General features: G+C 57.1%; 19 protein-coding genes. 14 read left to right on the forward strand and 5 right to left on the reverse strand.

Annotated features, from left to right (window positions below):
• Positions 1–96: 96 nt before the first annotated feature.
• From QE435_RS00585 to tssH, 3 genes are all read right to left on the reverse strand, one after another.
• On the reverse strand, positions 97–597 hold the full coding sequence (locus QE435_RS00585) for a hypothetical protein (protein ID WP_349039817.1): 501 nt from the start codon (positions 595–597) through the stop codon (positions 97–99).
• 123 nt (positions 598–720) lie between these two features.
• Positions 721–1,197, reverse strand: a complete 477-nt coding sequence (locus QE435_RS00590) for an Hcp family type VI secretion system effector (protein WP_062426859.1) — start codon at positions 1,195–1,197, stop codon at positions 721–723.
• A 44-nt stretch (positions 1,198–1,241) separates the two neighbouring features.
• Positions 1,242–3,908: a type VI secretion system ATPase TssH gene (gene tssH / locus QE435_RS00595; protein ID WP_349039818.1), complete on the reverse strand. Its 2,667-nt coding sequence runs from the start codon at positions 3,906–3,908 to the stop codon at positions 1,242–1,244.
• Positions 3,909–4,138: 230 nt separating this feature from the next.
• On the opposite strand from tssH, the gene tssA reads away from it, so the two are divergent.
• From tssA to QE435_RS00665, 14 genes are all read left to right on the forward strand, one after another.
• Positions 4,139–5,200, forward strand: a complete 1,062-nt coding sequence (tssA, locus tag QE435_RS00600; protein ID WP_349041099.1) for a type VI secretion system protein TssA — start codon at positions 4,139–4,141, stop codon at positions 5,198–5,200.
• A 62-nt stretch (positions 5,201–5,262) separates the two neighbouring features.
• Positions 5,263–5,772 carry a type VI secretion system contractile sheath small subunit gene (gene tssB, locus QE435_RS00605; RefSeq protein ID WP_349039819.1) on the forward strand — a complete coding sequence of 170 codons (510 nt, stop codon included), beginning with the start codon at positions 5,263–5,265 and terminating at the stop codon, positions 5,770–5,772.
• A 91-nt stretch (positions 5,773–5,863) separates the two neighbouring features.
• On the forward strand, positions 5,864–7,345 hold the full coding sequence (gene tssC / locus QE435_RS00610; RefSeq protein ID WP_349039820.1) for a type VI secretion system contractile sheath large subunit: 1,482 nt from the start codon (positions 5,864–5,866) through the stop codon (positions 7,343–7,345).
• Between the two features lie 55 nt (positions 7,346–7,400).
• Entirely contained in the window at positions 7,401–8,795 is a 1,395-nt protein-coding gene (gene tssC / locus QE435_RS00615) for a type VI secretion system contractile sheath large subunit (protein ID WP_349039821.1), read from the forward strand.
• Entirely contained in the window at positions 8,792–9,619 is an 828-nt protein-coding gene (locus QE435_RS00620; protein ID WP_349039822.1) for a type VI secretion system accessory protein TagJ, read from the forward strand. The genes tssC (QE435_RS00615) and QE435_RS00620 overlap by 4 nt, the downstream gene beginning before the upstream one ends.
• The gene (tssE, locus tag QE435_RS00625; RefSeq protein ID WP_062426852.1) at positions 9,612–10,121 is read left to right on the forward strand and encodes a type VI secretion system baseplate subunit TssE; all 510 of its coding nucleotides are present in this window, start codon (positions 9,612–9,614) and stop codon (positions 10,119–10,121) included. Before QE435_RS00620 ends, tssE begins: the two co-directional genes overlap by 8 nt.
• Positions 10,114–11,898: a type VI secretion system baseplate subunit TssF gene (gene tssF, locus QE435_RS00630; protein ID WP_349039823.1), complete on the forward strand. Its 1,785-nt coding sequence runs from the start codon at positions 10,114–10,116 to the stop codon at positions 11,896–11,898. The genes tssE and tssF overlap by 8 nt, the downstream gene beginning before the upstream one ends.
• A gap of 8 nt (positions 11,899–11,906) precedes the next feature.
• Positions 11,907–12,926: a type VI secretion system baseplate subunit TssG gene (gene tssG, locus QE435_RS00635; RefSeq protein ID WP_349039824.1), complete on the forward strand. Its 1,020-nt coding sequence runs from the start codon at positions 11,907–11,909 to the stop codon at positions 12,924–12,926.
• Entirely contained in the window at positions 12,923–14,119 is a 1,197-nt protein-coding gene (locus QE435_RS00640; RefSeq protein WP_349039825.1) for an FHA domain-containing protein, read from the forward strand. Before tssG ends, QE435_RS00640 begins: the two co-directional genes overlap by 4 nt.
• A complete protein-coding gene (gene tssK, locus QE435_RS00645) occupies positions 14,109–15,449 on the forward strand; it encodes a type VI secretion system baseplate subunit TssK (RefSeq protein ID WP_349039826.1) in 1,341 nt (446 codons plus the stop codon). Before QE435_RS00640 ends, tssK begins: the two co-directional genes overlap by 11 nt.
• Positions 15,446–16,957, forward strand: a complete 1,512-nt coding sequence (gene tssL / locus QE435_RS00650; RefSeq protein WP_306930094.1) for a type VI secretion system protein TssL, long form — start codon at positions 15,446–15,448, stop codon at positions 16,955–16,957. The genes tssK and tssL overlap by 4 nt, the downstream gene beginning before the upstream one ends.
• A complete protein-coding gene (gene tssM, locus QE435_RS00655) occupies positions 16,954–20,436 on the forward strand; it encodes a type VI secretion system membrane subunit TssM (RefSeq protein ID WP_349039827.1) in 3,483 nt (1,160 codons plus the stop codon). The genes tssL and tssM overlap by 4 nt, the downstream gene beginning before the upstream one ends.
• Before the next feature lie 80 nt (positions 20,437–20,516).
• Positions 20,517–21,938: a type VI secretion system-associated protein TagF gene (tagF, locus tag QE435_RS00660; RefSeq protein WP_349039828.1), complete on the forward strand. Its 1,422-nt coding sequence runs from the start codon at positions 20,517–20,519 to the stop codon at positions 21,936–21,938.
• Entirely contained in the window at positions 21,913–22,821 is a 909-nt protein-coding gene (locus QE435_RS00665) for a protein kinase (RefSeq protein ID WP_349039829.1), read from the forward strand. The genes tagF and QE435_RS00665 overlap by 26 nt, the downstream gene beginning before the upstream one ends.
• A 41-nt stretch (positions 22,822–22,862) precedes the next feature.
• Here QE435_RS00665 and QE435_RS00670 read toward each other — a convergent pair whose 3' ends face one another.
• Both QE435_RS00670 and QE435_RS00675 read right to left on the reverse strand, forming a co-directional pair.
• Entirely contained in the window at positions 22,863–23,999 is a 1,137-nt protein-coding gene (locus QE435_RS00670; protein WP_349039830.1) for a polysaccharide biosynthesis/export family protein, read from the reverse strand.
• 528 nt (positions 24,000–24,527) lie between these two features.
• The gene (locus QE435_RS00675; protein WP_349039831.1) at positions 24,528–25,847 is read right to left on the reverse strand and encodes a hypothetical protein; all 1,320 of its coding nucleotides are present in this window, start codon (positions 25,845–25,847) and stop codon (positions 24,528–24,530) included.
• Positions 25,848–26,044 lie beyond the last annotated feature (197 nt).

Consider the following 26,044-nt stretch of genomic DNA (forward strand, 5'->3'; position numbering starts at 1 on the left):
TTTCACTATCGCTTTTCGTGAAGCAAGGCGGCTCTACCGTGCTTCTACTGCCGGCAACTGCTTTCGCATCTGCTCTTTCATTTGCGTTCGTGTTCGTCAGCGACGCTCTCCGACGAGATAAGCGTATTTGAATTTTGTCGCGTAGTTTGGAATGGCATCCGCTTTGGGCCCAAACATTACGTCCGAGGTGAGAATGGTACCAATCTCCTTTGCCGAGGGCGCGGTGCCAAGAAGATATATATCCCTCGACAAGAACATCTGATTGCCGAAAGAGTTTGCAACAGCATAGTTCACTTGAAGGGCGAATGCGCTGTGCCCATGCTGAAGGAGAGCCTGGCTGATCTTTGCTTCATTGGCCCGTATCCACTTCCGCAACCACACGGAAATCGCACCTTCGTTCAGAGCAGCAACAGCCTGACTGGCCACGGCAGCAACTGCGCCGCCAACCGCGGCTCGCTGATTGAACTGCCTAGGGCCATCTGGGAGGCTCATATAGGAGAGATCTGGTCCCCTACCCATTTTTTGAGGTGCTACGACCTCATCCTGCCGGACCGGACGGACGATAAAATTATCTGTAGAAACGGAAAAATTGGGCATTCAACACGCCTCCCTCGTTGACGAAACAACCGATTTACGCGGCTCCGTTAGCGTTGAACGCTGTCGGCCCGCGCAGCCTGGACAGGTAATCCGGTGCCCATGGAGGGCACCGGATCAGTTTCCTCAGGCGGCCTTGGTCGTTGCCAGATCGTAAGAGGCGATCATTGGAGACTGCGGCGAGTTGTTCTCATCTGCAGGCGTATACTTCACTTCGATCTTCGTGAAATTCAGCTTGATCGTCTCTACGGGACGGTCACCGCTGGAGTCGACCGAATAGCTGGCGATCAGCGTATTGGTGAGGAGATACTGGATATAGGTATTGCCGGGATCTCCAGTCGTTACCAAATGGATGGTAGCAGTTTTACCCTGGCGGCCAGCGCATGCTTCCTGAAACAGCTTGGTGGAGGAGGAGTCGCTGACCTTCGTGAGAATGACTTCCGAAATGGTGGGCTCGGATGCTTCTCGGTTTGCTGCAGAGCCCGCAGCGGTGTTCATGTTTCGCGTCACATTCCAGTGGATGGCTTCGATATCCATCCACTTGCGATGTTCCTGATGAGTCGCATCACCCTGAATACCGTCCAACTGCAGATAAATTGGCATGCTGTAAGCTCCTGTTTGAAACGACCTCTTGCTCCGAGGCCCTGTTACCTTTCAACTTGACGCCGCACACGCCGGGTTGCCCCTTTGGATGCGACAACTTCATCCACCCCGGCAGCATCTGCCGAAGCGAAATCGCCCGTTTTCTCAGCCGCTTCGGCATGAACGCCGAACCGCGTACCGTCAAAATCGACAGTGACCATGCCTACCTTGTCACCGGCAACAACCCTCTCAAGGAAGAAGCTGGAAAGGGGTGGCAGGAGATCCTTGCCCATCATGATCTCGATTGCGCGTGCTCCGATGTCGCTGGAGCCCGCTTTGTTGACCAATGCCGCCCGCGCCGCATCGGAGAGCGACAACTCCGCGCCGTAGGTCGCCCTGACCCGATCGCGGATTTTTTCGATCTGAATGTCGACAATCCTTGAGAGCTGTTCGGCCCCCAAGGGCATGAACGGCAGAATGATCGTGCGACCAAGGAAGGCAGGCTTGAACTGCTTCATCAGTTCCGGCATCAACAGCGCTTCCAGCGCCTCGCCTTCGGGCATCGTCTCAGGATCCGCCGCAAGTGCCGACAACAATTCCGATCCGGTGTTGGCGGTCAAAACGATGGTGGTGTTCTTGAAATCTACATCGCGGCCTTCGCCGTCTCGAAGAACACCTTTGTCGAAGACCTGGTAGAAGATATCCTGAACACCCGGATGCGCCTTGTCGATTTCGTCGAGCAGAAGAACGCCAAAAGGACGACGTCTCACGGCCTCTGTCAGCACACCTCCCTCACCATATCCCACATAGCCAGGAGGCGAGCCGAGGAGCAGCGAGACTTTGTGCTCTTCTTTGAACTCAGACATGTTGATGGTCGTGAGGTGGTTGCTGCCGCCGTAGAGGAGATCGGCCAGTGACAAAGCTGTCTCCGTCTTGCCGGTACCGGACATGCCGACCAGGAAGAAAACCGCAGGGGGACGTCGTGGATCGGATAATCCTGCGCGCGCAGCACGCATAGCGTCGGCAATTCGATTGATTGCCGCGTCTTGCCCGATCACCCGCTGCTTGATCCGATCATCGAGTGTTCGCGCACTTTCGATCTGGTCTGCAAGCAACTTGCCAAGTGGGATGCCGGTCCAGCGCGATACCACCGATGCTATGACCTCACGGTCGACCACGGTGGGGACAAGTTTATCGGCCTCGGACTTCGAAGCGGCAAGCCGTAGAGGCGCAACGTTCGACTGGGTCAGCTTCTCATCTGTTTCTTCCGATGCAAGGAGTTCCCGCATCTCAAGATCATAGCGCGCCTGCAATTCGTCGATTTGCCGCCCAAGAGAATCGATCGTCTCCTCTATCGCTACCATACGCGCAGCCAATTCATGACTGGTTGGTTCACGCTTCAACCAATCCAGCTCAATCATGAGAAGGCTCCGCTCGCTTGTTAGGGCGCGCAGCTTTTCCGGCAAGGTTTGCCGGGCGAGAGACACCGCCGCTGCAGCCGTATCCAGCAGGCTGACCGCCTTGTCGGGAAGTTGACGCGCAGGCAGATACCGCGCTGAGAGCTGCACCGCCGCAACGATCGCATCGTCTCGAACAATCACGTCATGATGTTTGACGAAGGTGTCCGCCACACCTCTCAACATGCGGATGGCTGTCGCTTCATCCGGCTCGCGAACATGCACGGGTTGGAAACGCCGGGTCAAGGCAGCGTCTTTCTCGAAATACTTCTTGAATTCGCTCCACGTAGTAGCTGCAATCGTTCTAACCTCTCCACGCGCAAGCGCGGGCTTGAGAATATTGGCTGCATCGCCTTGTCCTGCAGCACCGCCGGCGCCAATGAGCCCATGCGCTTCGTCGATGAATAGGATGATGGGCTCAACCGATTTCTTGACTGCGTCGATCACGCCGTGTAGCCGACGCTCAAATTCGCCTTTGACGCCCGCCCCTGCCTGAAGGAGCGAAAGATCAAGCGTCAGCAGCCTGACGTTCTTCAGCTTTTCGGGGACATTGCCGGAAACGATCTCAAGTGCGAGGGCTTCCGCCACAGCCGTCTTTCCAACGCCCGCCTCGCCAACAAGGATGGGATTGTTCTGCCTGCGCCGCGTGAGGATATCCACAATCTGGCGCAGCTCATCATCTCGCCCGATTACCGGATCAATCCGGCCAACTCGTGCGTCAGCGGTCATGTCCTGGGTATAGAGACGTAAGAACTCGTTCTGCTCGGCAGAGCGCACCTTACCGCCCTCAAACAGCTCTGCCTTGCCTGTGTGAGCGTCATCCTCAACGCTCCGCAGTCTCTGAAGAGCGTTGCGATCCATGCTTTTTAAAGATGGCAAAGTGGACCGAACGAGGGTTCTAAGCGATTCCTCCTCGTCGAGCGCCAAAAGAAGATCGGCCAGCACGACGTGTTTACGGCCAGCCTCAAGCGACGCTAGCAGCCAAGCTTCTCGACCAGCTGCGAGCACGTTCTGCGACAGCGAGAGATCCTCTCCACTGCCGAAAACGGCGTCCTCAAGACTACGATCGATCTCTGCGAGAAAACGCTGACGCGGAATGCTCAACTCGTCGAGGACACCAACAAACTTCTCAGATTCTACAACCGATTTCAGCCAGTGAGGAACATCGACGTAACGGTGACCCATTCGCACTGCGACCGAGGCAGCAGCTTCTAAGGCTACGCGCAGTTCAGGCTCAAGCGCTCCAATGAGGCGATTGAGATCGATATGCGACATGCGAAGAGCCTCCTGCCCTTGGTCAATCCACAACGTTGCGTAGTACAATTAAGATGATGAAACCGGCTTGTCTAGCCAGAAGTTGTTTTTTTATTTCGCAGCTTAAAATGCGAATGCCGCAATTTGGACACATTTTCCAGAAGTCTGTCATAGGTCTGATTGGTGAATATCCTCACGCTACGGAAGTAGGCTTCACAAAACTATTACATTTAATAGAGGAAAAACTGGATTTGGACGCGAGATCTGGCATATATACTGTAGCACTTTCGGGAGATTGCGGAGAAAATATTCGCATCAATGCGAGAACTCGTGAACTATATTACAAGATTAAGGATGAAAGAAACCAAGCTCGGGCAGAAGAACGCAGTTTATCTCCCCAGGAGGCTCTGAAAGTTTCCAGCAACTGGGAGAACGTCAACAATCTTGGATTGCAGATTATATATTCCGAAAGCCGTGATGTTGAAATATTGGCGTGGCTGATGGAAGCAAAGCTGAGGCTCGAGGGCTTCGCTGGTTTGCGTCGGGTTTACGAGATATGCGAGCATATTTTTCACAACCATTGGGAAAATATTTATTCGATCGACGACGATAGCGAGGAAGACAAGTTTGCTCCCTTTGCCGGATTAAACGGTATCGGGAGCGAGGGCTCACTCGTTCAACCGTTGCGGCTCACGTCCCTCGTTCCGGGAAAAAAGTTTGGCGAAAACAGCCTGTGGGACTTTCAGCTTGCTCAGCGACCAAATGAAACGGCGCTTAAAGAAGAGCTTTATCGGGCCGCCACGGAAGCAGGGAGCGCCGCGATGACGGCCCATCTCGCGGAGGTGAATGGCTGCCTTTCGGTCTTTGACCGGTTGATGGGGCTTTTGACGGAGCGTTGTGGTCAGTACGCGCCGCCAAGCTCTAATATCCGCAATGTGCTGATCGAGGCGGCAGCCGCTATCCGTGCTCTTGGTGGCCGCGATGCAGATCAAACCCAGATCCATGGGACGGAGCCCCCGGCAATCAACGATGATGCATCCACCCCCGTCGCAACACGCCCCTCGCCTTCGCTCAACCCAGAGGGCATCGATTCTCGCGATGAGGCGTTTGAAACTCTTCTTCTGGTTGCGCGTTATTTCCGTCGAACTGAACCGCATTCACCGATCTCGTTGGCAATCGAGACATTGGTTCGCAGGGGGCGCATGGATTTTTCAGAACTGCTCGCCGAACTTCTTCCCGAAGCTCAGGCCCGCAATGCTGTCCTCACCGCAGCAGGCATCAAGCCTGGCGGCGAGAGCAATGGGAACCGATGAACCGGGTACAGATGCTGTGCTCTTCTCAATCAACCATGCGGATACGCATGAAGGAGGTCTAGATGGCAAGTGTTCATGAAAAGCTGGAGCGAGTTCGTAAGCCGCGCGTCCACATCAAATATGAGGTGGAAACGGAAGGCGCCATGGTGGTCAAGGAGTTGCCCTTCGTCGTGGGTGTCCTCGGCGACTTTTCGGGCAATCCCACTCAGCCACTCAAACCTTTTGGCGAGCGCAAGTTCGTCCAGGTCGATCGGGATAACTTCGACGAGGTGATGCGTCGCATGACGCCCGGCCTGAATATCTCGGTCCCCAACACATTGGAGAAGGATGGTAGCGACATTCAGGTCAATCTGAAGTTCGAAAGCATGGAAGACTTCGAACCCGGCTCCGTTGTTCAACAGGTGCCGGCACTAAAGGCGCTTCTGGATGCCAGAAACGAACTTCGCGATCTCCTGTCAAAGGCTGATCGCTCCGAAGATCTTGAGCGCATGCTGGAAGACATCCTGCAGAACAAGACAGACCTGGCAAAGCTGATTTCGGAACTGAAGGAAAAGAACGGTGCTGCCGAGTAATCGCGCGCCATCAAAATTTTCGAACAGCCCCACGACCGGGGATTTGAACGGTTCAAGCTGCGGCACCGGCCGCAAGTGGAAGGATTGAGATATGAGCGCCGAAAGCCTGCTGAAAAACGAAACACAGGCCACAACCGCCGAAGACCACGGACTGCTGTCCAAAGTCGTTGCCGCCACCAGGCAAACAGAACCGGACCGCGCGCAAAATCTGCTGCGCACACTGACCGACCAAGCCTTGAAGGGAACGGTCAAATACGACCGCAATCTGACGGTTACGCTAAATCACGCGATTGCCGAACTCGACAAAACAATTTCGGAGCAATTAGCGGCAATCATGCAGGCACCGGAATTCGCCAAACTGGAGGGGACTTGGCGCGGGCTGAATTACCTCGTCAAGAATTCCGAGACGAGCGTTAACCTCAAGATCCGCGTGATGAATGCCGGTAAACGGGAAATCTCGCGGGACCTGGAAAAGGCAGTGGAGTTCGATCAGTCGCGCCTCTTCAAATCGATCTATGAAGACGAGTTCGGTACGCCGGGCGGCGAGCCGATCGGCGCCATCATCGGTGACTACGAGTTTGACAACTCCTTTGATGATGTCCAAACGCTCCAAGGTGTGTCCGCCATTGCGGCTGCGGCGTTCGCACCCTTCATCTCGGCCGCGAGCCCGCGAATGTTCGGCTTCGAGGATTATCGCGATCTCTCGCGTCCACGTGATCTCGAAAAGATTTTCGACACGGTGGAATATGCCAAATGGCGCAGCTTCCGTGAAAGCGACGATTCCCGCTTCGTGACGCTCGCCCTGCCCCGCGTGCTGGCGCGCATGCCCTATGACCCAAAGACCAACCCGGTTGATGAGTTTAACTACGACGAAACAAGAGGAGCGCCGAATGGCGATCTGAAACACGACGAATATTGCTGGATGAACGCCGCTTACGTCATGGGGACGAAGCTGACCGATGCCTTTGCCAAGCATGGCTGGTGTACGGCGATCCGTGGCGCGGAAAATGGCGGCAAGGTTGAAAATCTGCCCATGCATGTGTTCTCGAGTGACGACGGCGATCTGGACCTCAAATGCCCGACCGAAGTCGGCATCACCGACCGTCGCGATGCCGAACTCGGCAAGCTCGGCTTCCTGCCGCTCTGCCACTACAAGAACACCGATTATGCCGTGTTCTTTGGCGCCCAGACGGCGCATAAGCCGAAGCTTTACGACAGGCCGGAGGCAACTGCCAATGCCGCCGTGTCGGCTCGCCTGCCCTATATCATGGCGACCTCTCGTTTCGCCCATTATCTCAAGGTCATGGGTCGCGACAAGATCGGCTCCTTCATGGAAGCTTCCGATTGTGAAGTCTGGCTCAATCGCTGGATTTCGAATTACGTTAATGCCAACGAGCAGGCGGGCGAGGAGAGCCGTGCCAAATATCCTCTGCGTGAGGCAAAGGTTACCGTTCAGGAAGTGCCAGGCAAACCGGGTGCCTATAACGCGGTGGCGTGGATGCGCCCATGGTTGCAGATGGAAGAACTCACGACCTCGCTTCGCATGGTCGCTCGCATTCCGTCCAAGAACTGAACCATGTTGGACATATGCCTGCCATATGTCCACAGCATCCCTCGGAGCGTTGCTCATGGCGACAAGGTCCTTCACGGACACCCGCAGTCTGGTCGATCAGCTCATCGCCTTTATTGACGAGGCGCTCAACGAGCAGGTCAATGCGATTTTGCACCATCGCGAGTTTCAAGCGATGGAAGCAAGATGGCGCGGGCTTGCCATGATCGTGCGTGAGGCATCGCGCAGCGATGAGGTAAAGGTCAAGCTGTTGAACGCGAGCTGGAGGGAGCTTGCCCGCAATCTCGAAAAAGCAACCGACTTCGACCAGAGCCAATTGTTCGAGATCGTCTACAACCGGGAATTCGGCATGCCGGGTGGCGAGCCGATCGGCCTGTTGATCGGAGATTACGCCTTCTCGCCGGATACCAGGGACGGTGTCGACTGCGTGACAGCACTGTCGCAGATCGGCATGGTCGCAGCCGCTGCCTTTTGCCCCTTCATCGCCGCCGCTTCTCCCGAAGCCGTCGGATTGCAGGATTTCTCCGAAATGAGCAGGGTCCATGATTTTTCCTGGCTTCGACAGGAAAAATCCCGGCTAAGATGGAATGCGCTGCGTGCCCGTGACGACTCCCGCTTCATCGGCCTCGTCGCCCCGCGCATTCTGTTGCGATCGCCCTATCGGCCTTTTTCGCGACGCCGCAACGATCCCTTCCCGTTCCAGGAACATATCGCCGAGGACGGCACGACACTTCTGTGGGGCAATCCAGCCTTCGCCTTCGGCACGGTCGTCGTGCGAAACTTCATCGATAGCGGCTGGTTTGCCGACATACGTGGTGTCACGCAGGACACGGTCGATGGAGGAATGCTCTCCCCCTACCAACTGCCACCGCTCGACTTCGGGCTGGAAAGCAATGGTCTCTCCGCGCAGCCACCGGTCGAGGTGCAACTGTCGACGGGCCAGGAGCAGCAATTTTCCGATCTCGGGCTCGTCCCGATCTCCACCACATATTTGTCCAGCGTGGCAATCTTCAATGCCAACCAATCGCTGCATGCGCCAGGGCATTACTCAAGCGAAAGCGCGCGACAGAACGCCCGCATTGCCGCCATGCTGCAATATGTGCTCTGTGCCTCCCGCTTCTCGCATTATCTCAAAGTCATCATGCGTGACGACATCGGTCAACTTAGCGACGCAACTGCGATCGAACGCAAACTCGAAACCTGGCTATCATCCTACACGCTCGGGAACGATGATGCTGAGGTGGGGCTGAGAACACGCTACCCACTACGCTCGGCTGGCATCAGCGTCTACGAGATCTCCGGCAAACCCGGTAGTTTCTCCTGTACCGTGCGTATCCAGCCGCACTTCCAGCTGGATGATGTTTCCACCAGCTTCCACCTGATCGCCGAGACGGCGGTACCGTCAACATCCCCGTCGTGGGCACCGGCCGAGCCTAAGAGGATCTCCGCATGACATTGCGCGCCGACATTTCCGATCTTCTTGACGAGAACCAGGTCGCGACCGCCCTTGAACTCGCGAGGAATCAGGTCAAATCGTCACCGTCCGACAAGGAGGCCAGACACCTCTACATCGATCTTTTAATTCTGGTCCGCGATTACGAAAAGGCCGACGCGCAGTGTAACCTGGCTGCGACCTTCTCGCCGCAGGATAGTGTCGGATTTTCGCTGTTGCGCCAGCAGTTGCGCGCCATGGCGGCGCGAGACGCGTGGTTCGAAAACGCCGCCGTACCGGAATTCCCTGGCGGACCAAGTGAACTCGATCAACTGGCGATCAGGGCGAATATCGCCGCACGTGAGAGCAACATCATCGAAGCCGCTGACGCCTTGAGCGAGCTGGATGAGAAACGAGGCGACGTATCAATTGTCGTCAATGGCAAAAAGGCCAATGATATCCGTGACCTTGACGATCGTGTTCCGCATGCACTTGAAGTTCTGACCAATGGTGGCAGGTATCTCTGGATCGGTTTTGACCGCATCGAAACTCTCACGATCGGGCCGATGACGCGTCCGCGCGACCTCGCTTATCGCGATGGCGAGCTAACGCTCAAGGATGGCGCCGTGGCGTCGGTGCTTTTGCCCGCGATCTATCACGGGGCGGACAAGGCGGCTGTTCTGCTGCTTGGCCGAGAGACACGCTGGGACGAGGAAAGCAGCCCACTCGTCACGGGTGATGGTCAGAGATGCCTGTTGATCGGCGACGACCTCGTGCCGTTCCACGAAATCACAAGAATTTCCGCGGCACCTCAGGAAAGTGAAAGGAAATCCGCGCGTGGTTGATCCGCTGGAGCAATATCGGCCAAAGCAGAGAACCCTATCCCGCTCCGTGCTGGACAGGCTGCTGGACGATGCGCCCGACATGGAGGCCGATCCGCTTGTCAGCCTCTCGGATCAAGTCAGGGAGATGCGTGAAGTGATACGCCGCGACCTTGAGGCACTTCTCAATACCCGCCGAAGTCCCTCGGGCCCACCGGGCGCGCTCAAAGAACTTAATGACGCACTGGTTTCCTATGGCATGGACGGCGTCTTGTCGGCGAATCTTGTGACGGATGCGTCCAAGGATAAGCTTGCGCAAAGCATCGAGCGTCGCATTTCCATGTTCGAGACCCGCCTCTCCGATGTACGGGTTACGATCCTGAAGAACCGTATGGAGGGCGAGCGCGCCTTGCGCATGAGGATCCAGGCAACGTTTCGGCTGCATGAGGGGATGCCTCCGATCAGCTTTGAATCGAAGATAGATCCATCGACACAGCGTTTCCTCGTGGAGACCACCAATGGCTGATGGTTTTCTCGATAAATACAACGATGAGCTCTACGCACTGAGAAAGCGAGCATCACGCTTTGCGGCGGCCTTTCCCAAAATCGCCGGACGGCTGCGTATGACGGGAGATGTCGCCGACGATCCCCATGTCGAGCGTTTGATCCAAAGCTTTGCCTATTCCGCCGCCCGCGTGCGCCAGAAGCTGGATGATGAATTTCCTGAGCTTTCCGACAGTCTGCTCGAAACGCTTTACCCCCATTATTTGGCGCCGCTGCCGTCCATGAGTGTCGTGCAGTTCGAGCCAGGCGCTACACTTGCGACGGTTCAGAGGCTCGCGCGCCATAGCGAGATTCTGGCAGAGCCCATTAATGGCGAGAGCTGCCGCTTCCGCACCACGCAGGATGTTGAAATCACGCCTCTTGCCATCTCTGCAGCAACGCTTTCCGGCCAACCCATCGATGCGCCGTTTTCAACCGCGTCTGCAGGTGCAGCGAGCTGCTTGCGGATCTCACTGCGTACCACCTCTCCGAGGCCCTCTACATTTCAGGAAATGGGGCTCGCGAAGCTACAACTGTTCATTTCCTCGGCTTGGCAACAAGCGACAGCGCTCTATGAATTGCTCGCCAATAATTGCGTGGGAATGGCGCTGGCACGCCATGCGGATGATCCGCAGGCGGTCTTCCTTCCTGCGAACAATCTAAAACCTTCCGGCTTTGCGCGCGACCAAGCCATGCTGCCCTGTCCCCCAAACAGCTTTGATGGTTACCGTCTCCTCACGGAATTCTTTGCGCTACCGCAAAAGTTCCTGTTCATCGACATTGACGTCCTCGACCGCTGGTCCGGTGGCGACTGCGAGCTCTACATCTATTTGAAGACCGCAGATGCTAGGCTTGAACGCATGGTCTCAGCCAAGGATCTGGTGCTGAACGCATCGCCAGTCATCAATCTCTTTCAGCAAAGCTGCGAGCCTTTGAGCCTAGACGGGACGAGGACGGAGTATCGGCTCTTGCCGGACGCGCGCCGTCAGCGCACGCGCGAAATCTACTCGATCGAGAATGTCCAACTCACAACCCGCGACGGGCAGGTCGAGAAGACATCACCGTTCTTTGGCCGAACGCAGAAAAGCAACGGCTCGAATGTCTTCTGGCAAACCTACCGCCGCTTCGATGAGGATGATGCTTCTTCCGACACCGATATTGCCTTTGTCGACGAGAAGCGCGGACCACTAGGGCCAGTCGATATTGTCGCCAGTGTCGATACGCTGTGCATCAACCGCGAACTGCCGAGCCAGTTGCCCTTCGGCGGCGGACACCCCTACTTGCAACTCTCTGCCGGTAACGAGGCAGTTCAGTCGATCAACGCGCTGATGCCGCCGACACCCGCCATCCGCATGAACGAGCGGACCGCTCGCGAATGGCGCCTGATCTCTCACCTGCTGCTGAACCACCTCTCTCTGTTCGACAATGGTGGCGCGCCGCTAAAAGACATTCTGTCGCTATATGCCTTTCGGGATTCGCCCGAAACCCGTCAGCTGGTCGATTCAATTTCCAACGTCGAGGCGCAAAATTCTCACGCGCGACTTGGTTCCGCTATGGTGCCCGGAACAGATGTCACGGTAGAGTTTGATCCATCGCTGATCGACAGGGCAGCAGCCTATGTCTTTGCCAATGTTCTCAACCACTTCTTTGGTCTCTATACCTCCATCAACAGCTTTACGCGCCTGACCGTGACCATGCGTGGCCATTCCGAGCCGATTGCCCGATGGCCTGCGCGCGCGGCAGATCGCCCGCTGCTTTAGGAGAGCCCATGCAAACCCAAGCAGAAAGCCTCAAGCAAAAACAGGAAGTGCTCCTCAGCCGCGATCCCGGTCGTTTCGATCCACCGACGGCGTTTCGTGTGGCACAGCACATCGCCGACGGCGAGAAACTGACTGTCGGCGCGCACGGCGGGACGAGCCCTATCACGGCTTTCGTCGGTGGCTTCCGCAAAAAGGGTGCGGATGCGGACCTGCGCTCCGCACTTGCTCCTATCGTCGGACCGCTCGGCTCATTGCCTCCTGCCTATAACGAACTCCTTCAGCGAGAAGAGCGCAATCGCTCCAAAGCGCTTGCCAGCTTCTTCAACCTATTTGCTACCCGTTTCAGTGAACTCTTTGTTTCTGCGACGGAAAAATATCGGCTGGCACGCGGACTTCGCTGGTCGGACAAGCATAAAGCAACTGCATTTCGCAGGACGCTATTGTCCCTGACGGGCTTCGGCACAATGGGTACCGCACAACAAGCCGGCGTGAAGCAGGATGTGCTGCTTCGCTTCAGCGGCCTGCTTGCTAACCGCACCAGAAATGCAACGGGGCTTACCTCGATGCTTTGTGAGTTCACGGGGCTACCTGTTAAGGTCAAACAGTTCCGGCGCCGGTGGGTATCGATCCCAAGCCATGAGCAGAGCCAGTTGGGCCAGCACGGCGGGCTCCTTTTGGGGCAAAACACGACAGCCGGAAGCAGCATTGAGGACTTTGCCGGTGGTTTCCGGATCGTCATCGGACCGGTCGGCTACGCCGATTATCTGGCGCTATCGCCCGGCTCCCACCGTCTCTCGGAAATCTTCGCGTTGACGCGGCTTTTCACCGGCAGCGCACTCGAATTCGATGTGCAGGTGATTCTGAGAAAAGAAGATATCCCCTTTTGTCAGCTCGGCCAGACAGACACGCCCGCACGGCTTGGCTGGAATAGCTGGGCGCGCGTAGCACCTGCGGACAAAGACAGCGCGGATGCGATCGTAACCGAACGCGAGGGTAGTGCGCTCGGTCGCTTGGGGGCTAAAGCATGAAACTGGTGCTGAAGGAAAAGCAACCGGATGGCCGCTTCCAGCCGTCGCGCTGGAGTTTCGAACACGGCAAGCGCATGCTTGGCCGATCCAACGAATGCGACTGGCAAATCGTTGATGGCGAACGGCGCGTCTCCAAGCTTCACTGCACCCTAGTGCGCGAGGGGCAGCGCTTCGCCATCATCGATCAGAGCGCGAATGGCACAATGGTCGATGGTCGATTGCTGCTCGAAGGTCAATCGGCGCCCTTAAACAACGGCTCGCGGATCGATATCGGCAGCCAAACCTTCGAAGTCGCCATCATGGGCGAACCGGATATGGATTTCGGCGATCCTGACCAGGCGTTGAGGGTCAGCGACGAGCAATTGACCATCTCCGCCATTCTTTCCGATATCGCCCCGGCCGGACGCTCGGCCAGCGGAGTGCTTGGTAACGCTATCGCCAATGACGACTGGCCGGATGACATCAATCACAGCGTCCCCAAAAAGGGGAAATCGATCTCCCGCAATGTGGAGATCGGCTGGAGCGGGCCACCCTCGCCCACGGGCATTGGAGCCATCCTGCCAGACGATTGGAACGAAGAGCCAGCGGAAAGCAGCAGGCACGAGCATACGGATGCCCTGAACACTCCAATCAAGGTCTCACGGCCCGTCACCCAAGCGCGTGACGACTTCGACACCATTTTTACCGAGCCTGATCAGGTGCTCGGTGCCGAACCCGTGGAATCCGTTGCCTTACCGTCCGACAGGGGTCTCACTGAACTCATTTCCCAACTGGAGAAGGCGTGTGCAGACAGCCTCGCAGCCCTCGGCATTGAGGATGAGTTGGATGGCCATATTGAACATGCCAGTCTGGCTGCCCGGCTTGAGACACTGGTGCGACAACAGAGACTTCTTTCAAACTCACTGGACAATCTGATGCGTGTCTCCACGCAAAGGCTGGAACCGAGATTGTTGGAGGCGAAAGCCGATCTCGGCAACGATCTACGCGCGAAGATCGAGCGCAAAGACTGGCGAGGCATTCTTTCCGGGCCAGACTATTGGGCCTTCTACAAAAGGCAATTCGAAGAAAACGGACGCCAGTTGTCGGTCCAGCAATTCCTACAGCGCGCCGCGCTTGGAGAGGCCATGGAGCTGGACGATACGACGAGCAAAAAATCAAAGTATCAGGGGGTGAGTAAGCAAGATGAGGCATGAGAATCGCGTTGCCTGGAGCGAGGGAATGTTCCTTCGCGTTCAACATTTCCAGCAGTCCGATCGCTGGACCGAGCGATTGGTGCGCAACACGACGCGCAACCTTTCAGCCTATCCCTGGGGCGTCGCCGAAGTCGGCGTAGACCGCAGTGCGCTTGCGATCGGCCAGTTCGCGCTTTCGAATATCCGAGGGATACTACCTGACGGCACGCCGTTCGAAGCTCCGGGAGATACCGACCTTCCTCCTCCACTGGAATTGGACGAGACGGTCAAGAACGCCACCCTCTATCTGGCGCTTCCGGCCCGCCGACCCGGTAAGGCCGATATGTCGTCGATTCCGAGGCCTGAGACCAACAGTATTCGTTTCGTCGCCTCAAGCTACGATGCGACGGACGCCAATGTGGATACCGATTTCGTCGCGCCGATCGATGTCGGTCGCCTCAGCCTGAAATTCCTCAAGACCGGTGACGACGTCTCCGGCTATGATCTGATAGGACTGGCGCGCGTCGTCGAAGTGCGATCCGATCGTGCCGTCATTCTTGATCCCGATTTTATCCCGCCTAGCCTCAATTGCGCAGCGTCATCCCGCCTGAATGAGTTGATGACGGAGCTTCTCGGCATCGTTCGCCATCGCGCTCAGGCAATCTCCGAACGCATCGGCGACCCGACGATCCGTGGCACGGCGGAAGTTGGCGATTACTTTCTACTGCAAATCCTGAATCGCGCCGATCCTCTGCTGGCTCATCTTGCGGCTAACGCCACGCGTATGCATCCGACCCGCTTCTACGAAGAGTGCCTACAGCTCGCCGGCGAGCTAGCCACCTTCACGACGGAAAAGAAGCGGGCCACGGATTTTCTGCCCTACCGCCATGACGATCTGAAAGCCAGTTTTGCCGCTGTCTTCGATGACCTGCGAGCATCGCTCTCTGCGGTACTCGAACAGGCCGCCGTCGCAATCGAGCTCGTCGAGCGTCGCCATGGCGTGCGGGTCGGAACGATCCACGACCGTGGGCTTCTCCGCGATGCAGGCTTCGTGCTTGCGGTGCGGGCCGACATGCCAGCCGAAGATATTCGCCGCCGGCTGCCGGCGCAGATCAAGGTCGGGCCGGTCGAGCGGATCTCGGAGCTGGTCAATGTTGCGTTGCCGGGTATTCCGGTACGCTCGCTGCCGGTCCTGCCACGCCAGCTCCCTTATCGCTCCGGTACCATCTATTTCGAAATCGATACCAAGGCACCCTTGTGGAAACAACTCGAGACATCCGGCGCAATCGCTCTGCATCTGGCAGGCGATTTCCCCGGACTTGAGATGGAAATGTGGGCGTTACGCGAATGAGTGACCAAAAGTCCTCCTCATGGCAGGATCTGCCGACGGTGGTGGAAATTACCGAGGAAAGCCGTCAACGCAATCAGAGTTCCCGCAATATGGCGGCGTTGCTTGACGACATCATCGAGCCCACCGACCCGGTCGAGCGATCGCACGGCGAAAAGGGCGCATTGCCCATCGATTCTCTGCTGTCGAACTTCCGTTTCGGCGGAGAGGAGGTGCCGACGCTGGTGCAATCTGCCGCGCCGCTGCTCAACCTCGCCCACGTGCTTCGTTTCAGCGATGTGCAGCCGGATCCGGACCATCTACGCCGCGCTTGCCTCGAAGCCATTACGCGCTATGAACGCGACCTTGCGTCTGCTCGGATCAGCCCTGAACGTGCCAGAGCCGCCCACTATGTCGTCTGCGCCACTGTGGACGACGTGATCCTCAGCAAGCCCTGGGGTGTCAGGGCTGGTTGGGCGCGCTCAGGCCTCGTCTCCACCTTCCACAACGACGTGACGGGCGGCGATCGGGTCTTCGATATTCTGGATCATTTCCATCAGTCGCCTGGTGCCAACAAGGACCTGCTGCTGCTGATCTATCTGTGCCTTTCGCTTGCATTTGAAGGACGCACCCGTGTTTCTCCCAAAGGCGCACTGGAACTCGCCCGCATCCGGGACAGTCTCTATAAGACCCTGATCGGCCAATATGGCGTGTTCGAACGCGAACTTTCCCCCCACTGGCAGGGCGTAGAAGCGCGGCATACGCCCTTGAAAACCATGTCGGCGCTGTGGACCTTGCTGTCGATTTTGGCACTCGCCTTTGCACTTGGCTATCTCTTCTTCACGCTGTCACTCAACGACGCCTCCGATGCGACATTCGAGCGCCTTGCCAAGCTACCGCCAACCCAAACACCGAGCGTTCTGATTGCAGCACCGCCTGCCCCGCCCGAACCGCCTCAGGCTAAGGAGGAAGCACCGAAGGTCGCCGAAGCACCGCCAGTGATAAAGCCGCCTGAGCCAACTAGGCTTCAAAAGCTGATGGAGTTCCTCGAGCCGGAAGTCCAGCAGAAGCTGGTGACGCTGGCCGAAGTGAACGGACGTCTGAGAGTTCGCATCAACAATTCCGGCCTCTTCGAGACAGGCAGCGCCGAGGTGAGCCCGAAGTTCCGCGATCTGATCCAGCGCATCGGCGGGGCATTGTCGGCGGAGAAATTCCGCGCCGTGGTCATCGGCTACACGGATAATGTGCCAATCAAAACCGTTCAGTTTCCGTCCAACTGGCACCTGTCCGAAGCGCGCGCAAAAGCCGTCGGCGATCTTCTTGCCCAATTTACCGGCCAGGAAGCAATCCTGACCGAGGGACGCGCAGACAGCGATCCGATCGCGGACAACAATACGTCCGAGGGGCGGGAGATGAACCGCCGCACTGAAATCATGGTGCTGACCAATCCAGACGAGAAACTGAGCGACGCCGGCATTCTCTCGCCAACCATCACCACGACACCGGGACAGCAGCCAGGAGCCCAGCAATGAATCCGCTGAGTTACTTTTATACAATCCGGGCTTATGTCGAAAGCTATGCCTCGCTCGTCGGGCGTCGCTTCATCTCGCTTCTGTGGGCCATTGCCCTTTGCGTCGTCATCTGGTTCTACGGCTATCTTGTCGCCTTCGGCAATTTCAAACCGTTCGGCACGACGCAAGCGCGGCTTATCGCCATCGGCGTCATTCTCCTCGTCTGGGTCGTATATATCACCATTGCCCTGTTGCGCGCCCGCAAACAGGACAAGGAACTGATCGACAGCCTTGAGCAGGAGGCGCTCGCCAATCGCAATGCAGAAGTGGGCGAAATCCAGACGCGGCTAAAGGAAGCGCTGGCGCTTCTACGCCGCATCACCAAAAAGCGCTTCGGCTATATCTACGATCTCCCTTGGTATGTGATCTTTGGTGCTCCGGGCTCAGGCAAGACCACGGCACTGACAAATTCCGGCCTGCAATTTCCCTTGGGTGACGCGATAGGAGAAAACGCCGTCCGGGGCGTTGGCGGAACGCGAAACTGCAATTGGTGGTTCTCCGACGAAGTGATCCTGATCGACACCGCCGGTCGCTATACGACGCAGGATGATCTGGATGGGTCCTCAAAAGCCGGCTGGGAGGGGTTCCTCAATCTGCTTCGGCGCTACCGCCGTTCGCAGCCGATCAACGGCGCATTGGTGACGCTATCGATCCACGATCTTCTGACCCGCGATCCGGAAGAACAGCGGCAGGAACTTCGTTCGCTGCGCCAACGCCTGTCCGAGCTCGACGAATATCTCCATGCGCGCGTCCCTGTTTATCTGGTGCTGACCAAGGCCGACCTTCTGGATGGTTTCGTGGAATTCTTCGATGGCTTCAACAAGACTGACCGCCAGCAGGTATGGGGCACGACCTTCAAGCTGGACGAGAGCTACACGTCCCAGTCTCTGCCCCAACGCTTCCTGGAAGAATTCGAGCTTCTTCAACAGCGCGTGGATGCCATGCTCATCGAGCGGCTGCAGCAGGAACAGAATACAGAGATCCGCGGGCGCATCTTCCGCTTCCCGGCAGAACTTGCCAAGTTGAAGGATCGCTTGCACGAGGCATTGACTGAACTTTGTGCCAGTTCCCCCCTCATCGAGGCACCGCTTCTGCGCGGCGTCTATTTTGCTTCGGGTACCCAAGAAGAGACGGACATCGCAACGACGCGGACGCGACGAAGCTACTTCCTGTCACGCCTGTTCAAGGATGTCATCTTCCCGGAAGCAGCGCTCGTCATGCGCGACAAGCGCCTGTCGGGGCGCCAGCAGTTGGTTCGGCGTCTGGCCTATGGTGCAGCAGCAATTGTCGCCGCGATCGTCTTTACCGGTTGGATCAGTACCTATTACTCAAACACCCAGGCGCTTGCCGAAGCGGATCAGAGGCTCGACACCTATGAACGGCTGGTGCAGGGGATTCCCGTGCGGGATGTGTCCGATGCGGATTTTCTGCGCATCATGCCCGCTTTGGACAATCTGCGGGACGCCAGCTCTGGCTTTTCCAAGGACCGTCTGTGGAATATCAGCTTTGGCCTCGATCAGAAGGACAAGATCGCCGGACGCCAGAGAGATGCCTATCAACGCGCCCTCAACGCCCTTCTTCTACCGCGCATGATCGTGCAATTGCAGAAGCAGTTGGAGGACGAGAAGGATGTCACGCGAACATTCAATTCGCTGAAACTGTATGGCATGCTGGGCGGGCTTGGCGGTCTGGATCGCGATTTCATGACGGTGCAGGCTGAAGACATGTTTGCTTCTCTTTATCCTGGCGACGGCAGAGCAGCAGCGCGCGCCTCCCTGAATGACCATGCCCGCGCCCTCGCCAATGGAAATCTCGCTCCCATCGAACTCGATGCCCGATTGATTGCGAAGGCACGTGAGACGATCAAGGACCAGAGCGTCAGCGCGCGTGCTTACGACATCCTCGCAGGCTTGCCGCAAGCGCGGGCTCTGCCGGAATGGACACCAGCCGCAGCTTTTGGGCCGCTCGGAGAGCGCGCCTTCGAGCGCCGCAGCAAAAAACCCATGGTGGACGGCATCGAAGGTCTGTTCACGGCGGATGGCTATCGCAATGTGGTAATCCCGCAAGTAGCCTATGCCTCGCGCGTGGCGCTCTCCGAAGCCTGGGTTCGAGGCTCCGATGACGCCGTGCGTGGCGCGACTGTGGAACAGGTGGCTGAGGCTGCATTGCAGATCTACTTCGACCGTTTCGAAAAGCGCTGGGCGGATGCGCTCTCGGACATCCGGGTGAAGCCATCGCAAACGCTGGGTGATGCCGTCGAGACCACGCGGATTTTGGCAAACGACCGGAATATAGTCGTGGAGGCAGCCAAGTCCATTGCCGATGCAACCGATCTACGGCCGAATGCTGGCGCGAACATTACCACGCTCGCCTCCACTGCCGATGGCGACGCAACGGCTACGATCCTTTCGGCGACGGTCAATGCCGTCGATCCATATGCGCGGCTGCGCGATATGCTGGCTGAAAAATCTGGGGGCTCGGTAGCGGACGCCCAGTCGGCAGAGAACAAGACAGCCGGCACTCCATCCGAACAACTTCTCGCCAACCTGAAGACACTCAACGAACAACTGGCGCGCTCTTACACCACCTCGGACGAGGTGGCAAAGGTCTTCGATGTTGACAGTCAATTGACCAAGTCCAATCAGGACCTGCTGCAACAGGCGCGGCAACTGCCTGCCCCGCTGGACGTCTGGATTGCTGGCATTGCGGCGGATGTCGGATCACTTGCGGTGAAATCCGCACGCAGCCGCATCGCCGATCTTTGGGCTTCGGACTCTGCGTCGCTGTGCTCGTCGGTCGTTGCCGGACGATACCCATTTGACCGGGCATCATCGAGAGATGTGGCGATGGCGGACTTTACCAGGCTTTTCGGACCGAAGGGTGTCTTCCAGACTTTCTTCAAGCAGCGGATGGAGCCCTTTGTCGACAAGACAACGACGCCGTGGAGCTGGAAAGGCACCTTTGGCTCGGCGGGAATCCCAAGTGAAGCCATCGCCCAGTTCGAGAATGCCGACAAAATTTCTCGGGCATTTTTCCCGAATGGCAGCGAGGTGCCGGTGGTTTCGATCAATGTGAAGCCGGTCTCGCTCACCGAGCAGTCCAGTGCTGTCATGCTGGAAATTGAAGGAGAACGGGTGGTTTATTACCACGGTCCAATCCAGGCAAAATCGATCCACTGGCCTTCTCAGGAGAATTCCGCCAACCTGTCTCGCATCGCCTTTCAGCCAGGCGGCTGGCAGCAGGCGAAGACCGAAAATGGCGATTGGTCTCCCTTCCGGCTGTTCGATGATGCGACGATTGAGGCGCAGACGGGCGACATCCTCCGGGCGCGCTTCGAAAATGACGGGCAGACCGCCGAGTTCGACATTCAGTTCGGATCTGTCCTTAACCCCTTCAGGTTGGATGCGCTGTCGCAATTTTCCTGCCCCACACAATTTTGACCAGAGGTGAGAAGACCAATCAAGGAGAGGAACTTCATGCGCAATGACGGCAACAACCGAAGACAGATCACGCCTGGCTGATGACTAAGCCAGATCCAAAGCCGGCCGTTGCGGCGTCGGACAGCGACCGTATCGGCTTTTTCGGCAAAGTACCAAGCCACGGAGATTTCGTTTCCGAGGGCCTGGACCGTGAGTTCATAACAAGACTGGATGAGTGGCTAAGAGCTGGCATGCACGCATGCGCCGACCAATACGGTGCGCGTTGGTCCTCCGTTTTTTCCAACGCCCCGCCGACGCGCTTCATCTCCGAAATCGGCGTGTGGGGCGATGCTGCTTATGTCGGCGTCTTGCTGCCGAGCCGGGACCGCGTCGGTCGAAGATATCCGCTGGTGGTTCTGGCGCAACTTACCAGATTTCGACTGCACCCAAGAACGCTTTATCTTGACGAAACCTGGTTCATGGCTGCAGAGGCTTTGGCTGAAACCTCGATGTCCGAGGATTTCGACATGAACCGCTTCACCACAGCGATCAAGCGGCTTCGCCTCCCCAAACCCAAGGAGGACGATGATGGGCCAGTTCCGACACACAACCGCGACAAACCGACGAGCCTCTGGTGGCAGATCGATGCGGAAACCCGCCGCCCAAAGGGCGTGAAGCTGGACGGCAGGCCTGGCACGGCAGATTTCATCAAGCTTTTCCAGGATAACAAGCTTCCGCCAGAGCCTGCCCTTCACTCCGAAAAGCACCAGCAAGTGGGCGCGGCCAAGTCCCCGACACTTTCGCCCAAGGCGCCGGTCACTCTCCCGCTTGCAGCGAAACCTCTTACGTCCACCCCGATCATCTACAGCTATGCGACGCATGCCGGAACAAAACTCTCGGCCAACGCGGACTCGCTCTTCGTATCCAGTCAACCTCCGCTCTTTGCCATCGCGGACGGCATAGGAGAAGGCCACGCGGCAGCCGAAGCAGCCCGGCTGACCGTAAACCTTCTTGCCGATGTGACAGCAGGCAGCGCGCATAGCGTCGATCCACAGACGATCAGAGGGAAACTCGGTACTGTCAACAGCCTCCTTCTGTCCCGACAGGTCGGCAAAGGCGCTTTGCGTCCGGGAGCAAGCGTCGTTGCGGCATCGATCTTCAATCAGACGATCGCCGTCTTGTGGTCGGGCGATGCGCGAGCCTATCTTTTGAGGGATGGAACCATGCATCCGCTGACACGCGACCACGTGATTGTCGGAATGAAAAGAACTTTGGCGCAATATATCGGGCACTCGCAGCAATTCCGACCTGACATTATTCGGGAGAACTGGGGGTGGAGCGACAGGTTGCTGCTCTGCAGTTTTCCGCTCGTCCAGCAACTGAAGGAACGCGTGGTCGCTGAACTTCTCTCCGAAACGAAGATCGAGGACTGCGCCGAAGCGCTCATACAGGAAGCGCTGATCGAGACCGCAAGAGACAATATCAGCGCCATCGTGATTGGGCACGACCGTGTGCCGAGATAGAAGCAATGACCAGGCCCTGGTCGCGCAGCGTTATGCCGATCTCTGGCGCGCTATTCAGCAGGGTAACGAAGGCCTGCGCCCACCCCAGGACACGTTGGAATTGCTCGACCAGATCCGCAACGCGCTCGACCGAAACTCATCCACTCTCTACGCGCAAAACTCCGGCCGAATTGCAAACACCTTCCTTGTCGAGACGGTCACCTTCATGAGCGAACGCACAGAAGTCCTGCATCTGCGCCATATCGATCTAGGCACGTCGCACGCGCTCAAGACGCTGCGACCAACTTGTCGCGACGACATTGTTACTGCACAATCTCTGCGTCGAGAGGCAGAAACGGGACTGCGTTTCAGGCATCCCAACATCCTCGAGACATCAGCCTTGTTGCGTCTAGAGGACGGCAGACCGGGATTAGTGATGCCGTGGCGTCCGCTCACGCTTGCTTCTCTATCACAAGAGCAACTGCTCGATGAACAAGAAGCCTCAACGATCTTGAGAAGCGTTGTCCTTGCCCTCGACACGATACATCGAGAGGGGCTTGTTCACTGCGACGTGACACCGAACAACATTTTCCTGCATGGAGACGATTTCGAACAGTCGCTGCTTGGAGACTTCGGTATCGCCATTCCGATAGGATCCAGGCATCGAGATATCGGCATAAAGCGCGCGGGATCGCCAGAATTTGCCGCTCCCGAGCAGTTACAAGGGGAGGACGCCCATCCGTCTCACGATGTCTATGCCATTGGAAAGCTGGCCGAAAAGCTCGCAGGCAAAATAAATGCGCCGAGGAAGATCTGGAGCGAATTGATAAAGCAATGCTGCCAGTTGCGTCCAGAAGACCGACCGCAATGCGCTCGGGAGATTCTGGACATGATATCAGGCTAAGAGCAGGCGCTGTCGCCTTCCGGCTGGTTAGCCTAACGTGCTCAGTTCGCGCTTCCCGGCTGAGGCGCTGCTGCTGTCGGCACGCTCTTCTGGAACACCGTCAACAGCTTGGCGGCATCAACAAGCGGCGCGTTGCTGGCATAGAGAACATCACCCTTCTGCATCTGGAACATCTGCATCAGCGCAATGCTGGAAGCGTCACGCATGTTCACCCGGTAGATCACAGGGCGTTTCTGCGTTAGAATTTCAGCACGTTCCTTGGACGCGGTCGGACCGACCGAGCGGAGCGGCACCTCTTGAGTGCGGAAGACATAGACATTGCGCGAGTCGGCGCGATCATCAAGAAGACCGCCTGCACGACCAACCGCCTGGGCAAGCGTTAACTTGCCGGTTTCGAATTGAAATTCGCCGGCGCTCTTGAACGCGCCAAGTGCCGTAAAACTGGATGCGTCCCCGTCAATCATGATTTGATCGTCAGGCGACAAACGAACATTCTGTCGATCTTCACGCATCACCCGATCAAGGGTTGCGCTTGCTCTCTGCTGACCGCGAACGATCGTCACCGTCGCAGCCCCCGGCGCGACTGACGGGCCACCCGCTTGGCTGATCGCATCGAGAACCCGTTCCTGTCGCGCCGTCAAAGCGATCTTGCCTGGTGTCTTGACCGCCCCGCTGACCATCACAGCACTTGTCGGCTTGTCGACGACTGTTACGACCGCCTGCGGATTAACTGCAGATCCCTTCAATCCTGCGACAACCTGGTTCTGCAATCCCTCTGGCGTGGAGTCGATCACCCTCTGTCTACCCACGAATGGCAGATTGACGTTGCCGCTTTGGTCTACGGTGAATCGACCAAGGTTGAGCGTCTTGCTCTGCGTGGACGAGAAAAGACCATCTTCGCCGGTATCAAGCACGGTGATATCGACGACGTCGCCGCGCCGCAGACGCTGAGCGTTGTATCCTGTATTCCGTAATGCCGCCAGACCGGGACCAGCAGAGGAAGACATGATACTTGCGCTCGATGTCGAAGCGGGAGCATTCGCAAGATCGATGACCGCAATCTTCTCATTGGTATTCGGGAGAGTCGCTGACCGAATGTTTCCTGCAGTGGGACCGTCGGATGGTCTTGCGCAAGCACTCAGCAAGCCCAAAAGAAGCACAGGAACGATCCTCTTCATCCATAATCCCCAACGCAGATTCAGCTGCACGCAGGAATAGCATCAACGAACGAGTCCGCAATAACTTTAAAGCCAAAAATTGAAAAATGCGGCTTAATCAGCGCTTTTATGTGTCAAGCACGCAACCACAGAGTCATGGAGTGACGGCACCAGTTCTGCCGCGAAGACCACGCCTTCGGCACGCTGATTGATCAGGTCCAGCCACAAGAGGCCCGGAACTGCTTCAACTCATGTGGATATGATCCAGCATAAAAGGGAAAAGCTCTAGACGCGCTCCAGAAGCTTTCTTGTACGTGCGCGTGGGGTTCTCTAGCGGCTTGACGATACTGCCAGGCTCATCACTCTATGCACACCATGCTAATTATAAGCTCATACCGCGATTACGTTGACGTTATCAGCTCAGCGTTCTCGCTCGCCGTTTCACCAATTTCAATGGGCGAACATCAATCCGTCCCTGGAGCTGGCAGTCGGCGAATCTTTCCGTTAGCAGGGGTTAGGTATCAACTAACCCCTGCCAAATGCTACAGTTCAATCTATAGGAAGTTTTGGCTCATAGTTAGGTAACAGCCTACATACCTCATCATAGGTCTTGCCCTTTTCCTCGCACAGCGCAGCCACCGATTGTTTGGTCGGTTTTTCACCTTCTTCGATCCAAGTGAGCATGGCGGTAAACAGCGCTGCATATTGCGGAGTTGAAAGCTTTGAGTGCTCAGCTTCGTCTGAGAAATTCTGTACGAGCAGGTCACTATTCCCCGCCTTCTCCACCGTCTGACGGTAGATTGCCTCATGATCGACAAAGACTGTGGGATCGTTGACTGCGTGGAGCGTAATGGTTGGCAAAACGATCTGACCGGTGAGGTCGGCGTCGTACGCCATGGCCCGACACGCTTCCGGGTCGGCCTCAAAACGTTCAACGCCTTTGTTCAAAGCCGTATCGTCATCAGACCCCGTGTACGTGACCTTCGAGTTGTCAAAAGGATTTTTTCCATCCATTCGACGCCAAACGATATCGGAGAAAAGTCCAGTGGCCCAGGAAAGATGCGCCACTAGAGTTTTTTCAGGTACCTTTGTGACCGCAAGGATGTTTTTCAGGTTTCGCGCCTGTTCCGCAGTACGTTCATTCGGCGCAAGCGCCAAGCCTGTGCATTCATTAACGCGTTTTTCAAGTTCGTCACGCTTCATCGTCACCCCCTTCGGCAGACCTTGCCAAACGGGATATTGCACTTCGTCTGCGCGCGGGTGGTTCTTGCAATAATACTGGTAGACGGCGCGTAGATCGGCACGGAAATCATATCCACGGCTGCCTCCGGCCAGGAGCCCGCTGGTCAGCACGACGCCGTCGTAGTTTTTTCGGCCTTGCCAGTCGAGCGCATAGAGCTCCGCGGTCTTCGCAGCAACATTGCCACCCCACGACTGGCCGTGCAGCAAGACATGTTTCGGCTTGCCAAGCTGACGGATCGCGATGCGCCTGATATTGTCTGTATCTGCGGCCGCCATACGTACGCCATATCCTTCCCGACGATAGTTAGACCCTGCCCAGGCGTACCCTTCCTGGACAGTCACGGCAAAGCGCACGAGATCCTCTACCGGGTCATTCGCTTGCGGCTTGGCAGTTCGCGGACCACCATGGGCATGCACGACCAAAGTGCCGTTCCAATTCTTCGGTTTCGCAATCCAGTAGTAGGCGCCTCGCATATCCCGGCCAGAGAAACATTCCGTACTGGCTGGTAGGGCTGCCGGGCAGTCTGCCTTTTTGGGCTCGTTGGCGTTACGATGTTGCGCTGCGGCCGGCGCGGCGATGATCGCAAGAAACGCAATCGCCGGTAAAAACAGTATACTGAAACGCATGAAATTTCCTCCTCTTCCAACCCAAGCGCAACGCTATAGCAGTGCGGACGCGAGACAACTCAGAAGAGCCGCTATTCGCTGCTTCAAGCAAAGTCTGGTGTCAGATGGGTGGGATCATGCCCAAACCTGTAAGGCAACGGGTAGGTTTCCACACATGGTGGTGGGACAGTTGAAGGGATGGTTTCACATCCGTGGCG

Origin of the sequence: Agrobacterium sp. SORGH_AS 787 (genome assembly GCF_030819035.1) — a bacterium.
GTDB lineage: Bacteria > Pseudomonadota > Alphaproteobacteria > Rhizobiales > Rhizobiaceae > Agrobacterium > Agrobacterium larrymoorei_B.

Coding starts and splice junctions, on each gene's coding strand:
- tssB (WP_349039819.1), top strand. CDS start 5,263: ATGGCAAGTGTTCATGAAAAGCTGGAGCGAGTTCGTAAGCCGCGCGTC.
- tssC (WP_349039821.1), top strand. CDS start 7,401: ATGGCGACAAGGTCCTTCACGGACACCCGCAGTCTGGTCGATCAGCTC.
- tagF (WP_349039828.1), top strand. CDS start 20,517: ATGACTAAGCCAGATCCAAAGCCGGCCGTTGCGGCGTCGGACAGCGAC.
- tssH (WP_349039818.1), bottom strand. CDS start 3,908: ATGTCGCATATCGATCTCAATCGCCTCATTGGAGCGCTTGAGCCTGAA.
- tssF (WP_349039823.1), top strand. CDS start 10,114: ATGGCTGATGGTTTTCTCGATAAATACAACGATGAGCTCTACGCACTG.
- tssL (WP_306930094.1), top strand. CDS start 15,446: ATGAGTGACCAAAAGTCCTCCTCATGGCAGGATCTGCCGACGGTGGTG.
- QE435_RS00585 (WP_349039817.1), bottom strand. CDS start 597: ATGCCCAATTTTTCCGTTTCTACAGATAATTTTATCGTCCGTCCGGTC.
- tssC (WP_349039820.1), top strand. CDS start 5,864: ATGAGCGCCGAAAGCCTGCTGAAAAACGAAACACAGGCCACAACCGCC.
- QE435_RS00590 (WP_062426859.1), bottom strand. CDS start 1,197: ATGCCAATTTATCTGCAGTTGGACGGTATTCAGGGTGATGCGACTCAT.
- QE435_RS00675 (WP_349039831.1), bottom strand. CDS start 25,847: ATGCGTTTCAGTATACTGTTTTTACCGGCGATTGCGTTTCTTGCGATC.
- QE435_RS00670 (WP_349039830.1), bottom strand. CDS start 23,999: ATGAAGAGGATCGTTCCTGTGCTTCTTTTGGGCTTGCTGAGTGCTTGC.
- QE435_RS00620 (WP_349039822.1), top strand. CDS start 8,792: ATGACATTGCGCGCCGACATTTCCGATCTTCTTGACGAGAACCAGGTC.
- tssK (WP_349039826.1), top strand. CDS start 14,109: ATGAGGCATGAGAATCGCGTTGCCTGGAGCGAGGGAATGTTCCTTCGC.
- tssM (WP_349039827.1), top strand. CDS start 16,954: ATGAATCCGCTGAGTTACTTTTATACAATCCGGGCTTATGTCGAAAGC.
- tssG (WP_349039824.1), top strand. CDS start 11,907: ATGCAAACCCAAGCAGAAAGCCTCAAGCAAAAACAGGAAGTGCTCCTC.
- QE435_RS00640 (WP_349039825.1), top strand. CDS start 12,923: ATGAAACTGGTGCTGAAGGAAAAGCAACCGGATGGCCGCTTCCAGCCG.